This window comes from Candidatus Neomarinimicrobiota bacterium, assembly GCA_021734025.1.
Lineage (GTDB): Bacteria > Fidelibacterota > JAANXI01 > JAANXI01 > JAANXI01 > JAANXI01.
This window is the reverse complement of record JAIPJS010000005.1, coordinates 18,156-30,832: the sequence shown is the minus strand read 5'-3', so window position 1 is coordinate 30,832 and position 12,677 is coordinate 18,156. Positions and strand designations below refer to the sequence as shown.

Genomic DNA, 12,677 nt, shown 5'->3' with positions numbered 1-12,677 from the left:
CCTTTTGCATCAAGGCAAAAGGGGGAATAAAGTCAAATTGGAATGATTGATGCCGATAGACCCTGGCAGGGTCCCGGACACCTGTCAAGGTCTTTTTGACTCGCATCGCTCACTTCTCCCGGCGGACGCCTTTAAATCTGCCACCGCTGGTTTTCACGTCCATAAACCGGCCGGTTTTTCTGTTGCGTTTAATGTACAAGCCGTTTACCGGATTTTTAATCTGGGAGCGGTTGCGAACGGCACCATGCCGACGGTTATCGCCGGACTTGCCATTTGTCGCCATGGTTAATCACCTCCTTACATTGTTCTTTCTTTGGTTGACAAACTACTATTACTAATCTATCTTGTCAACAAGATTGGGAGGTAAAAATGCCACAACTTGCACAGCGTTTAAAACATGCGCGTCTTATGCGGGGATTTTCGTTGCAGGACTTGTCTGATCGTCTCGACAATAGAATCAGCAGGCAGGCGCTGCACAAGTATGAAAAAGGGCAGGTCGTACCGGGCAACGTGATGATCCAAAACATCGCAGATGCTTTGGATTTGAAACCGGATTACTTTTATCGGGATCATGCGGTAGAAATCGAGGAGATTTCGTTTAGAAAACTGTCAAGGCTCCAGAAAAAAGAACAGAACCGAATTGTGGAAACCGCACGTGATTTCCTGGAACGCTATCTTGAGCTGGAAAAAATTCTCGGTACCCAGCCACATGTAAAAAATCCACTACAAGAACAAAATATTACCAATAAAAAGGATGTCGAAAACGCAGCGCAGCAATTGAGGGATCAATGGAATCTCGGCATCGATCCCCTCTACAATGTTCTGGAATTGCTGGAAGATCGGGGTATCAAAATAATCGAATTGAGTGGCGACGATTCGATCGATGGTTTTTCTTCCTGGATTAACAACTCTGTCCCGGTTATCGTTCTGAATAAAGAGAAAAAAGGTTCACTTGACCGCTACCGGTTCAATGCGATGCACGAGCTCGGACATCTCCTTTTGAATATTAACCACATGAATCACCGGAAGCAGGAAAGTCTTTGCCATCATTTTGCCGGTGCGATGCTGCTGGATAAGCGGGCAGTTGAAGCAGAACTCGGTTTAAAGCGGAAGAAAGTTTCTTTACAGGAACTTGCTTCACTGAAACGACAGTACGGGATCTCGATACAAGCCATCGCGACCCGGCTGAAGGAATTGGAGATTATGAGTGAAGGGGCTTACCGGGATTTTTACAAATTTATCAACAGCAATAACCTGAGACAGGATGAGTCCGATCTGGCAGAATACACCGGAGAGGAACAGGCTCTCCGATTCGATCAGTTAATCGGCCAGGCGCTGGCAGAGGAGTATATCTCTATTTCGAAGGCCGCAGCACTGAAGAATCAGCCGATAAACGAATTCCGTCACAACTTCCTCCTGGGATAGATGAAATTAGCCGTCACAGATGCTTCGATATTTATCGATTTGCTGCTGTGCGATGCTTGTAATGCCTTTTTCCAATTACCCCATAATATTATTACCTCATATCAGGTGTGGATGGAGTTAGATCAAGACCAACGTGAATTTTTATCCACATGGGTAGAAAAAGAAAAACTCACTATTGTTGAAATCGAAGAGAACTTTATTGACGAAACGGATCCCTTCAACCTGTCCATGTCCCTTTCGATTGCCGACCGCTCAGTTTGGTTTCTTGCTAAAAAGGAAAGTGCATTGCTGCTAACCAGCGATGGCGTTTTGCGTAAAATGGGAAGAAAGCACAAGATAAAGACACATGGGTTGTTGTGGGCTTTTGATCGGATGGTAATGGAAAACACCCTAACGACAGATGAAGCCATTGTAAAGTTAGAACAGGTCTTCGAACACAATTTATACTATCGCAGAAATGAAAAACTGCTGCATGCGTTTGAAAATCTTAAAAAGAATTGGAGCCATTAATATTATCCTGTCCTCATCGCACCAGTAGTTCGTACCAAAGGAGTGGCGAGACCGATAAAACCAACGCTTCTCTTCACTTTTTAGTTTTGGCATCGTTTTCAATTTTGGCCACCGTTGTTTTTTACTCCGGCCTCCACTACAATTTTGCTCTATCGGCCCATGACCATAGGACAGCCAGAACCAGCTGTCTGACCGCAGGGAGTTCTGGTTCTGGCCCGGAGGGAATGGGTGCCGATACCGAAATTGTAGTGGCAGCCTTGATTTTTTACCCCGTTTTGTATCAAGACAAAACGGGGATGCTTAAAACTAAATTAATGTGATTGCATAACCGTACAACAGATTAACCTTTTTTATAAATCCGAACCTGTATCGGAAGATAAATTTCTTTTTCTCCGCACTTTTTTAGAAAAAGTGCTGCAAAAATCCGGCTGCTGAAATCCTATTAAGAACTGCTACACCGCTCGTCTGGGAGAATCAGAACTCCCTCGTTTCACTCGGTCAAACAGCTGATTCTCCCTGCCGACATCGCGGCAGAAGTTCTACAATACGATTTCAGATGCCGTAAAAAACTTGCTTTGGCAATTTGCTTGTATTCTTGGGTTTAATTTGGGCAATGCTGTGGTGAGCAAAGGAATTGATGACGAAAGACCCTGGCAGGGTCACAATGACGTAGGCCGGCTCACTATGCCTTTACCTTATCCAATTCCTCCTGCATCGCCGGGCGGCGATTATAGGTTTCCCGGAATTCCGCCACCAGGTTCCGCACGAAATCGGCGCCACCGGAGATGTCCCGGATGTTGTTCAGCGTCCTGACAATCTCCCGGTAATACTTGCGCCCCGTATACTCCGCCGCAAAGGCGCGCAGGGTCTCCCCGTATATTGCGAGGAGGTCTTCGGGAAAATCTTCCCTGAGATAAGTGCCGTACTCCTTCAGCAGAGAAAGGTCCGGGTTCTCCGATAACAATTGCAGCAAATCATCCCAGTGATGTTCATACGCATAGACCTCCGCCAGCGCCCGGGCCGGGAAGTATGATTTCGAACGGATCTCCTCAATCAGATCCGCCAGAATTGGGCGCCATTCCTGATCGGTATAGGTCGATCTGAGCTCCTTATACCAGGAGATATCCTGCCGTCGATGGAGGAAAAAGAACCGTGCATATTGACGAATGTTCTCCGTGTCCTCTTCCGCTTTGGCAATCCGGAACAGCCACTGTTCCCAGCGATATTCGTATCCAGGCGGATACTTTTGCTCCCGTATAAGTTTAATCCCATCCCGTACCAGTGATTTTGCCGTGTCGAAATCCTCTTGATCAAATGCTTCCTGAATCCGCCGCTCCCGGAACTCCTCGATGTCCAGATGCGCATCGATAATATCGGCGGCTTCGTCCTCCCGGCCGGTCTGCTCCAGGAATTCGATCTGATGTTTCAGCGCTCGCTGAAACCGGTAATCGAAGCCAAAGTCATCTTCCGCATTTTCCGCCGCTTCCAGCTGTGCTTTGATGAGCCGCTCCACCTGCTTAGCCTGCCGGGGATTCCTGATCAGTGCTGTCAGGACAGACAGGATAGTCTCATCAAATCCAAAATCGGAATACTGCTGTTTTGGATACTCTTTCAGCAAAAACTGAAAAATCTCCGACTGTAAGTCATCATCTTCGGTGGCAGTGCCGGCTTCCCGGAGGATCTCCAGGGCGTTGTTCGTCACAAAACCGCCGTCACCACTGGAATCATCCATCCGCTGGATGAGTTTCGGCACTTCCTGCACTACGGCGCGGGCGATGTGCCAGGCGGCGTGATATTCCGCGGACTCCAATTTTTCGTATGCCTGCTGAATCATCGTATGGATCGGCTGCATAACCCGGAAGCTGTTCGAATATTTAATAAATCCATGGCGGTCGGAGCCTGCCCGCGCCGATTCCCGGATCACGGCGACGTAATCCCGCCAGGCGTCGGGGACGTCCGCAGTGGTAAATTTTGCCAGGAATTCCCGTTCCATCTCCGGATGAAACTGCGCGTAATCGCGGAGGAATTTCCGGAGCGCGTCCACCGGCAGGTCGTCGACCAGTGAATCAAACCGCCTTTCCGGTGATTTTCTGGTAGACCGCTTTTTCTGCTCCGGATCGGCTTTCGCAGATTTCCCCTCCTTCAACTCCATCAATACTGCAACCACGTGCTTGCACACTGGTCCATAATCATAAGGACAGGTGCACGCCCAGGACGCCACCACATCATTGGAAAGTGATATTTCGACGGTATATGTTGCGGTACCCCTGACCTGCGCCACCCACTGACCATCCAGCGATTCCTCAAGCGAAGTTACCAGATCGCGATAAAAATAGTCCTGCCCTCTATCAACGATAGTTGACGATACTTCCCCGGTAAAATTCGTGAGTGTGAGATTTGGAAGAGGCATAGTGCAAACCTACCGCAGCGACTGAGATTGTCAAAGGAGAAAAGTTTATCACAATAAATCATTTCGGAATTGGTCGACCATCGTGGTTCTTTTTTCCTCATAAAATGTTTGGTATTACTCCGACCTCCACTTTTATATCAAGGCAAAAGGGGAATACAAACAAATTGATGTGACTGGTACAATAGGTAAATGTTTTTGATAAATACTAACCTATGTCGAAAGATAAACTTTCTTTTTCTTCCGCACTTTTTTAGAAAAAGTGCTGCAAAAATCCGGTTATGCCATTCCTTTCTAGAACAACTACGCTGCGATTCGGGGATAATTCGGAACTCCGTCGCTCCACTCCGTCAGACAGCCGAATTATCCTGTCCTCATCGCACCAGTCGTTCGTACTTAAGGAATGGCGAGACCGAAAAACGAATCTCTTTGCTTTTGAGTTTCGGCCTTCAAATTAATTTCGCTCTGTCGGCCAACGTCCGACGTGAAGCCAGAACCAGCTGTTTGAGTCCGGCAGTTGCCGGACGAGTTTCTGGTTCTGGTAAGGAGGGCGTTGCTGCCGATACCGAAATTAATTTGGCAGCCTTGATTTTTTCTCCACTTTTGTATCAAGGCAAAAGAAGAAAGAATGCCGGTAGATAAAATTCCTCAAAATGCCGAAGTTCAAGAAACTTATTGCTGTCTTGAATTATTTGAATGAAAAGGAGCCCCAATGTCCCGCTCAACTATAAATCTTACGCCAGATTTACACGATTATCTGTTATCCGTCACCCTCCGCGAACCGGAGGTATTCAGAGATCTCCGCGAAGAAACCGGCACAATGGAAATGGCCCGGATGCAGATCTCCCCGGAGCAGGGCCAGTTTATGTATTTGCTGGTAAAATTAATGGGCGCAAAACGCACGCTGGAAATTGGCACGTTTACCGGATACTCCGCACTCTGGACAGCCATGGCGCTGCCGGAGGACGGCACGGTCGTCGCCTGTGATGTGAGTGAAGAGTGGACAAGGATGGCACAGGAGTATTGGCAAAAAGCTGGCGTCGCAGAGAAGATCGACCTTCGTATCGCGCCGGCAGACGAGACTTTGCAAAAGCTGATAGAATCCGGTGAAGAAGGCCGCTATGACTTCGCCTTCATCGACGCAGACAAGACCGGATACGATACGTATTATGAGCAGTGCCTGCAGCTGCTGCGACCCGGCGGACTGATTATATTCGACAACGTGCTACGTCGGGGGCGAGTCCTCAACGAAAACTCCGACGACGAAAACACCGTCGCCATGCGCGCATTAAACGAGAAACTGCACCAGGACGACCGCATCGATCTCAGCATGCTCCCGCTGAGCGACGGGTTGACGCTGGCGTTAAAACGATAGGGATACTGTGGGAAACCAGGTGTTTTTGGCGTTTCTGAATCTTAATCATAATCTTACTCTATTTGGTAAATATTGCTTACTGCGTATTAACCCTCAATTTATTTGAGGATCGACATTAATCCGAATTAGCCCCATTTGAAGAGTACCGGAATGTGGGGATGAGCATGCCTTGAAATTAGATTTCAAGGCTAATCGATTGCGTAAATCAAATCCAAAAAAGCCTCGCAATCTCATTGCGAGGCGGCTTCCGCTTCTAACGATTTTTTCAGCATTTCCACCGTCCGTATCCGCTCTTCTTTCGCGCGCATGGCCACGTATGGCTGCATGAGTTTGAAGAGGCCGAACATTTTTCCTTCGGCATGGTGACGTACTCTGGTTCCGTCTTCCACTGACTCCAGTTCGTAGGCAGGATAGGTTTCCATCACCCTGAGACCGAACCAGCGCAGTTCATTCCGAAAGGTGATTTTGGTGGGACGCTCAAATTCCAGAACTTCACCTGTATAGGTTCCCACTCTGGTTTCATCGATAAATGTGGTTCCTTTTCCGATCGGCCCTTCCGATGTCTTGCGACAATGCAAAAACACTTTGGATTTCGGCAGCCAGTCCGGGTAACCGTTTATGTCGATTAGGCGATCAAACACATCGGTGAGGGAGCGGTCAATTATCGTCTCATATTGGACTCGTATCACCAACGCGCTCCTTTTATCTTTTTCAATAATATAACACACTTAAGTAAATATGAATCAAGATCCGGAAATATCAAAATGTATCGGTTCACCACTTGACCCGCAAAGGACCATATCAGGCGTTTTATCTTCCGCTCGGTAACCCACTCAAATAATCTCTGGCAAATTCAAGTTGATAATCCGCGCCCTGCTGTAAGTCCGCAGGCGTTTGCTCAACGCGAATATCCGGTACGACGCCATTCCATTCGATGACAGTGCCATCATAACTGGTAAAATAGCGGTTGATAATCCGTGCTCTTTTACCGGACGGCAGGTCAAATTCGTAGATATTCCCCCCCAACCCAGCTGTGGTATCACCGATTAGCGTCACCGCCTGCTCATCATGCATGAGCGCCGGAAAAATCTCGGCAGCGCTGGCGCTTGTTCCGTTCAACAGTATAACCACAGGTTTGGTGTATTGATTTTCGGTGCTTGGAGATATGGTCGTCTTTCTGGTGAGGGTTCTGGAAAAATCGGTCACAGTTACCGGGGATGTCAGAAACTTTGCCAGTAAATAGTAGAATGTGGATCCGTGGCCTCCGCTGTTATTTCGCACATCTAATATTAGTCCTTTCGAGTCACCGAAATATCGCAGTATTTGGTCAAATGCACGTTTCCAGTCTCCCTCGGTAAATGTGGAAATATAAATGTACCCGATGTCCGGCGTCATGTATTCGTACTCCAGATTACCCTGGCCGGCGATTTCCAGGGGATGTGAAAAATAGTTCCGGACAACCAGCGGACTGAAGGCGTGACGATCGCGTTGCAACCTAGGGGATTCCCACGTTGAGATGGGCCATCCGCCGTTAGTGATCAACGAGGCGTGGCCATCGTGCAGTTCGCCGAGCAGGTCGGTTAACAGGGGATACATTTCGTCACCCCGGGCCGCCTCGGCACGCGGAAGATACGCGGTGTAAATACTGTCCCAGTCGATGTTTTTAAATTCCAACAGCGGATAGACCGTATTCACAGTGTGCCAGACCGTAATGAAGTCTTCCATGTTATCGTTTTGAGAAGCAGGCTCCACCAGAAGATTTTGGCAACTCAGCGTCACCAGAGTAATACTGAAAAAACTGATGATATAAAGCCGTTTCTTCACAGAAAAAACCTCAGCGAGATGAAAAGATTGTCGCTCGCAACCAGAAAATTTTCCCAGGCGGTAATCCGGCTGACAAACAGGTCATAACCGGTGGATAGAGCGACCCGGCGATGGAGCCGGTAATCAATGGACACATTTGCGGAGAATGTCATCCCGGTGAACGGAATCAGGAGTTTGAGCGGTGAATCGTTGGATTCGCCCGTCAAATCTATGATACGGAGTCCCGCAGAGAGCAAGCTCAGATTACTGCCCAGCCGGAGACCGGTTTTCTCGGAAAGTGGAGTTACCAACTCTCCGTTTATTCCCAGAGAAAACAAGGCGGCAAACGAGTAGGACGTCCGGAATGCAGCGCCGCCGCTGGCAATCTGCTGGCGTCTGAGATGGATAAATGACTCCGTCGACGGTCCTAAATAGAAAGCAACATCTCTGGAAAATAACGATTCTGTGGCAACCGGATACAGATTTGCACGGCGGAGCGAGAACTGGCGTACCTGCGCCGAAACATTGTGATTGGCGATCTTTTCACCGTACTGGTAACCGAATGCGATCCGCGTGTGGGAATTCTGATGATCTTTATCCCATCTTGTATAGAAATTGTTGGTCAGGCCGGCATATTTCGCTGCAGAGATGTACTGGTCTGTCACACCAAAGTTTCCGATTCCCAGGCCGGCGGTAATCCCGGCAGGGAGGGGAATGGTTTCCTGGGATAAGACGGCTCCGGTTGTTATAAAGAGTACAATAAACGTTCGTAAAACCCGCATCATATCAATCCGCTTCGGAGTTCGATTGACAAACAGCAATGTGAACGTAATAGTTCTGAGAATAACCTGAAAGAAGCAAAAATAATATAGACTAGCGCGCAGGGTGAAACAACTGAAATCGTCGCCCAGGCGCGGTTCCAATGGGCATTCCTTGCGATTACCGCCCATAATTCGTAGCTAGTAAGCAGAAAGAATTTCAGGGAGGTGATTCCGCGGTAATCCGTACACATATTTTCTTTTTTTGTGCAAAGATTTGAGCCTTTTACACAGGAGATTCATTAAAGCCAAAGGAGGCGCGAGATGCGTAAATTTGCCGCACTTGTATTAATGTTATTAATTGGTGTTTCGCCATTGATAGCACAGGACACGGATTTCCGGAGTACATCCTGGGGCATGACCAAATCTGAGGTAAAATCAGCAGAAGATAACCAGCTCCTCCAGGAAAAGGCCAACGTTCTGTACTATTCCGACGATTTGGCAGGCGAACAGGTGTACGTGGTCTATCAGTTCGAAGGCCAAAATAATACGCTGAACCAGGGTCAATATATCCTCAATGCCGGATTTGAAAGTGGCTCGCAGTTTGTCGAGTATTTCGAATCATTGGAGTCCACCATGAGGGAAGACTACGGTTCCCCCGAGGTTGACACCACACTTGTCCAGGCAGAGCAATATCAGGACAAACCGGCTGAGGGGCTGGAAAACGGCGAGGTACAGTTACAAACGTCTTGGCAAACCGAAGAGACAGAAATCGTAATACAGCTCTGGAATGGAGACCGCGGCATACAGCTGGCCGTCCAATATATTGGCAAAACGGCGTAACGCCGGATAAAGAGACCAGGGTTAATCATACCCCGTCGCCAGGGAATTGGCGGCGGGGTTTTGTTTTTTTATTGCGTATGATGTATTGCGTAAATCTCACTCCTGTATCATTTTATACGTCATACGCAATACGCAATACTCTTTATGACCAAATAATTTTTTCAGTCACAAAAGCGCTTGACAATAAGATTTCCGGGTTGTAAATATTGTGTGACCAAATGAATAAAATAGTCACAAAAACATTTAAGGCTGCCAGAGATGCCAAAATCGTTCAGTTCTGAGGAAAAAACGGAGATCAAAAACGCGCTGCTTCAGACGGGTGAAGATCTATTCAGCACCTTCGGGCTGAAAAAGACCACCGTGGAGGATCTCACGGAAGCAGTCGGGATTGCCAAGGGATCGTTTTATTCGTTTTTTGAATCGAAAGAGGTACTCTACTTTGAAATCTTCCGGCGGGAAGAAAAGAAACTCAAGGGCAAGGTGTTGATGCAGCTCTCCGGGAAGGAATTCTCTGCACCCACGTTTCGCGATTTCCTGCTAGAGGCGTTTCGGCTCATCGGCAAAAATCCGATTATCCGCCGGATGTACCTGGAGGACGAGTACCGATACCTGGCACGAAAACTCCCGCAGGAATACCTCGACCAACACACGTCCGAAGATATCTCCGAGCTCACGCCGCTGATTCACCAGTGGCAGGATGCCGGACAGATGATCCGGCGTGACCCGGAGATCATCACCAGCGCCATCCGCGCCCTGTTTCTCATGATCCTTCACCGAAACGAAATCGGTGACGACTATTTCGATGATACCGTGGAATTGCTGGCAGAGAGCATCGCGAATCAGCTGATCCCGGAGGAACGCCCCTAATGATTACTGTCCGTGACCTGACATTTTCCTATCCCGGAAACGAACGATTTACCCTCGACACACTCAACTTTTCAGTTAATGACGGCGAAATTCTTGGCTTTCTCGGTCCCAGCGGCGCAGGAAAGAGTACCACCCAGAGCGTCCTCATCGGGATCCTGAAACGGTACGCCGGTTCAGTGCAAGTGCTGGGACAGGAACTGAGCAACATTTCACCGGATTTTTACGAGCAGGTCGGCGTGGCGTTCGAATTCCCGAACTTTTACTCCAAGTTCACCGCCATGGAAAATCTGGACTATTTTGCCGCGCTCTATAAGGATAATACGGCTAATCCCGGTGAACTGTTGGAGATGGTCGGGCTTTCGGGGGATGCAAACACCCGGGTTGGTAATTTCTCCAAGGGAATGAAGATGCGCCTGAACTTTTGCCGGGCGTTCCTGAACAATCCAAAATTGGTCTTCCTGGATGAACCGACTGCCGGACTGGACCCGGTGAATGCCAGAAAAATCCGGGACATCGTGTTGAAAAAACGGGACGAAGGTGTCACAGTCTTCCTCACCACGCACAACATGCACGTGGCCGACGAACTCTGCGACCGGGTAGCCTTTATTGTGGACGGCGAACTCGTCCTGTGTGATTCGCCCCGGGAACTGAAACTCCGGGACGGCAAGAAACTCGTCCGGGTCGAATATCAATTAAAGGGTCAAACCGAAACAAGGGATTTTCCTATCGATTCGCTGGGAGAAAACGCCGAATTCCTTAATATACTACGCAAAAACCAGGTCGAGACCATCCATACCCAGGAGGCGTCACTGGAGGATGTTTTTATAAAGACGACCGGGCGACGGTTAGTGTGAACGAATAGTGCGTATTACGTATTGCGTAAAAGAATTCCCGTCGGTCGTTTTTACCACAACAAAAACACTGGCGGTTGCTGGACCAACGGAGACAAGTAAAAATGACCCTTTCAGGGGTCGCAGACCCCTGAAAGGGTCATTCAAAGCAAGGTGCGAATGATTACGAATACGCAATACGCAGTACGCAATACTTCCAATGATAACCACTCAATTTTTACATAGAACGAATAAGCAATGAGAATTTCAGCCGCAATACAATACGATCTCAAATTCCAGTGGCGCCACGGATTTTACGCTGCGTACGCGCTGGTGACCGCGGTGTACCTTGCCGCCCTGCTGAGCCTTTCTCCGGAAGTCCGTGCTGTGCTGATCCCGTATCTGGTCTTTACCGATACTTCCGTACTTGGCTTCTTCTTTATTGGAGGGATTATCCTGCTGGAGCGCAGGCAACGTACGCTGGACAGCCTGTTCGTCACGCCGCTCCGTCCCCGGGAATATCTCTGGTCAAAAACCGCCACCCTGTCCGCGCTCGCCGTGCTGGTGAGTCTGGTCGTACTCCTCGGCGGCGGACAGACCAAAGCGAATATCGGCTGGTTTCTTATTGGCGCTGTGTTGGGTTCGATCTTTTTCATCCTCATCGGCATCGCAGTGGTCGCACGTTCCCGCACGCTGAATGGCTATTTCTTCCGGGCCATTGTCTATACAATTGTCCTGGCGCTGCCCCTCATGGACTATTTTCACCTCGTCGAAAGCGTTTTCTTCCGCATACTGCCGACCTATGGACTGATAGTACTGGTCAGCGCACCGTTCAGGGCAGTTTCTTTTCCAGAGATGGGATTAGCTGTTATAAACCTGGTTATCTGGAACGGTTTGGCCTGGTGGTGGGCGGCGAGCTGGTTCAATAAATACGTCATACGAAGCATAGGATCGGATCTGTGAAGCGTACACTGACACTCCTGGCCGGCGATACACGGCACTATACCAGAGATGCCATGTACGTGCTGATCCTGTGTGCGCCGGTGCTGATCTTCGGTCTGCTCCGGTTCGGGATCCCGGAACTGGCTTCTGTCCTCTGGACACAGTTTGCCTTCGAGTTGACCCCGTACACGCCGCTGATCTTTATCTTTCTCTGCACCCTGCCGCCGATGATCTACGGGATGCTCATCGGACTGGTACTGCTGGACGAGCAGGACGAAGACATTATTCGGTTCGTGGCAGTCACGCCGCTTTCCCGGAACGGCTACATCCGGCGAAAATTTGTCCTGCCGACCCTGATGGCCTTCCTGTTTCTGCTGGTGTTTTTCTGGTTTTCCGGCTTCGGAAACGGCAAACTTCTCCGGTTTATTCCACTGGCAATGCTGTTATCTACAGAGGCGTTACTCGCCGGAATGTTCCTGGTGGGGCTGGCGGAAAATAAAGTTGAAGGACTCGCGCTGAGCAAGGCCATGGGCATCTATATAGTTGCGCTGATTGTGGGCTTCCTCGTCCAGTCTCCCGTCCAGTACGTCGCTGGACTCTCACCGGTCTTCTGGATTGCCGAAGCGTACTGGGCGGACTCATTTCTTGTCTATCTAATCAACCTGGGTGTGGGAATTTTTACTCACACAGGACTGTTTATCCTGCTGTATCGCCGGTTTAACCGGAAGATTTTTTAACCCGTTCCCGCCTTAAACTCTGTAGAACACCCTGACTACCAGGAGAGTGAAAATGGATCCGATACTGCTCATCAGTATATCGTTCAGATCCACCGGATAGCCCCACACCGTTTGAAATAGTTCCCAGGCAGTGAGTCCGGCGAACGCGGTAAAAACTGATAGATTAAGCCGTTTGGCGGG

The 12,677-nt window shown here is 49.0% G+C and carries 13 protein-coding genes; 8 read left to right on the top strand and 5 right to left on the bottom strand.

What is annotated here, in order from left to right; genetic code table 11:
* Positions 1-109 precede the first annotated feature (109 nt).
* The gene (locus K9N57_07510) at positions 110-283 is read right to left on the bottom strand and encodes a hypothetical protein (GenBank protein ID MCF7804019.1); all 174 of its coding nucleotides are present in this window, start codon (positions 281-283) and stop codon (positions 110-112) included.
* Between the two features lie 86 nt (positions 284-369).
* Here K9N57_07510 and K9N57_07505 point away from each other — a divergent pair, with 86 nt between their 5' ends.
* On the top strand, positions 370-1,425 hold the full coding sequence (locus tag K9N57_07505; protein MCF7804018.1) for an ImmA/IrrE family metallo-endopeptidase: 1,056 nt from the start codon (positions 370-372) through the stop codon (positions 1,423-1,425).
* Positions 1,426-1,935: a hypothetical protein gene (locus tag K9N57_07500; GenBank protein MCF7804017.1), complete on the top strand. Its 510-nt coding sequence runs from the start codon at positions 1,426-1,428 to the stop codon at positions 1,933-1,935.
* A gap of 682 nt (positions 1,936-2,617) precedes the next feature.
* Here K9N57_07500 and K9N57_07495 read toward each other — a convergent pair.
* A complete protein-coding gene (locus K9N57_07495) occupies positions 2,618-4,345 on the bottom strand; it encodes an SWIM zinc finger family protein (GenBank protein MCF7804016.1) in 1,728 nt (575 codons plus the stop codon).
* Between the two features lie 709 nt (positions 4,346-5,054).
* On the opposite strand from K9N57_07495, the gene K9N57_07490 reads away from it, so the two are divergent.
* The gene (locus tag K9N57_07490; GenBank protein MCF7804015.1) at positions 5,055-5,717 is read left to right on the top strand and encodes a class I SAM-dependent methyltransferase; all 663 of its coding nucleotides are present in this window, start codon (positions 5,055-5,057) and stop codon (positions 5,715-5,717) included.
* 230 nt (positions 5,718-5,947) lie between these two features.
* On the opposite strand, the gene K9N57_07485 is transcribed toward K9N57_07490, so the two are convergent.
* From K9N57_07485 to K9N57_07475, 3 genes are all read right to left on the bottom strand, one after another.
* A complete protein-coding gene (locus K9N57_07485; GenBank protein ID MCF7804014.1) occupies positions 5,948-6,406 on the bottom strand; it encodes an SRPBCC family protein in 459 nt (152 codons plus the stop codon).
* A 121-nt stretch (positions 6,407-6,527) separates the two neighbouring features.
* Entirely contained in the window at positions 6,528-7,541 is a 1,014-nt protein-coding gene (locus tag K9N57_07480) for a hypothetical protein (protein MCF7804013.1), read from the bottom strand.
* The gene (locus K9N57_07475; GenBank protein MCF7804012.1) at positions 7,538-8,305 is read right to left on the bottom strand and encodes a hypothetical protein; all 768 of its coding nucleotides are present in this window, start codon (positions 8,303-8,305) and stop codon (positions 7,538-7,540) included. The genes K9N57_07480 and K9N57_07475 overlap by 4 nt, the downstream gene beginning before the upstream one ends.
* A 297-nt stretch (positions 8,306-8,602) precedes the next feature.
* On the opposite strand from K9N57_07475, the gene K9N57_07470 reads away from it, so the two are divergent.
* The 5 genes from K9N57_07470 (at position 8,603) to K9N57_07450 (ending at position 12,497) form a co-directional block, all read left to right on the top strand.
* Positions 8,603-9,121: a hypothetical protein gene (locus tag K9N57_07470; GenBank protein ID MCF7804011.1), complete on the top strand. Its 519-nt coding sequence runs from the start codon at positions 8,603-8,605 to the stop codon at positions 9,119-9,121.
* A gap of 258 nt (positions 9,122-9,379) precedes the next feature.
* Complete coding sequence (locus tag K9N57_07465; protein ID MCF7804010.1) at positions 9,380-9,988, top strand: TetR/AcrR family transcriptional regulator; 609 nt, start codon at positions 9,380-9,382, stop codon at positions 9,986-9,988.
* On the top strand, positions 9,988-10,842 hold the full coding sequence (locus tag K9N57_07460) for an ABC transporter ATP-binding protein (protein MCF7804009.1): 855 nt from the start codon (positions 9,988-9,990) through the stop codon (positions 10,840-10,842). Before K9N57_07465 ends, K9N57_07460 begins: the two co-directional genes overlap by 1 nt.
* 234 nt (positions 10,843-11,076) lie before the next feature.
* Positions 11,077-11,781 carry an ABC transporter permease gene (locus K9N57_07455; GenBank protein ID MCF7804008.1) on the top strand — a complete coding sequence of 235 codons (705 nt, stop codon included), beginning with the start codon at positions 11,077-11,079 and terminating at the stop codon, positions 11,779-11,781.
* Positions 11,778-12,497: a hypothetical protein gene (locus K9N57_07450; GenBank protein MCF7804007.1), complete on the top strand. Its 720-nt coding sequence runs from the start codon at positions 11,778-11,780 to the stop codon at positions 12,495-12,497. Before K9N57_07455 ends, K9N57_07450 begins: the two co-directional genes overlap by 4 nt.
* Positions 12,498-12,677: the final 180 nt, after the last annotated feature.

Excerpts from the sequence above, each read along its gene's own strand:
- K9N57_07510 (MCF7804019.1), bottom strand. The coding sequence starts at position 283 with ATGGCGACAAATGGCAAGTCCGGCGATAACCGTCGGCATGGTGCCGTT.
- K9N57_07505 (MCF7804018.1), top strand. The coding sequence starts at position 370 with ATGCCACAACTTGCACAGCGTTTAAAACATGCGCGTCTTATGCGGGGA.
- K9N57_07500 (MCF7804017.1), top strand. The coding sequence starts at position 1,426 with ATGAAATTAGCCGTCACAGATGCTTCGATATTTATCGATTTGCTGCTG.
- K9N57_07495 (MCF7804016.1), bottom strand. The coding sequence starts at position 4,345 with ATGCCTCTTCCAAATCTCACACTCACGAATTTTACCGGGGAAGTATCG.
- K9N57_07490 (MCF7804015.1), top strand. The coding sequence starts at position 5,055 with ATGTCCCGCTCAACTATAAATCTTACGCCAGATTTACACGATTATCTG.
- K9N57_07475 (MCF7804012.1), bottom strand. The coding sequence starts at position 8,305 with ATGATGCGGGTTTTACGAACGTTTATTGTACTCTTTATAACAACCGGA.
- K9N57_07470 (MCF7804011.1), top strand. The coding sequence starts at position 8,603 with ATGCGTAAATTTGCCGCACTTGTATTAATGTTATTAATTGGTGTTTCG.
- K9N57_07465 (MCF7804010.1), top strand. The coding sequence starts at position 9,380 with ATGCCAAAATCGTTCAGTTCTGAGGAAAAAACGGAGATCAAAAACGCG.
- K9N57_07460 (MCF7804009.1), top strand. The coding sequence starts at position 9,988 with ATGATTACTGTCCGTGACCTGACATTTTCCTATCCCGGAAACGAACGA.
- K9N57_07455 (MCF7804008.1), top strand. The coding sequence starts at position 11,077 with ATGAGAATTTCAGCCGCAATACAATACGATCTCAAATTCCAGTGGCGC.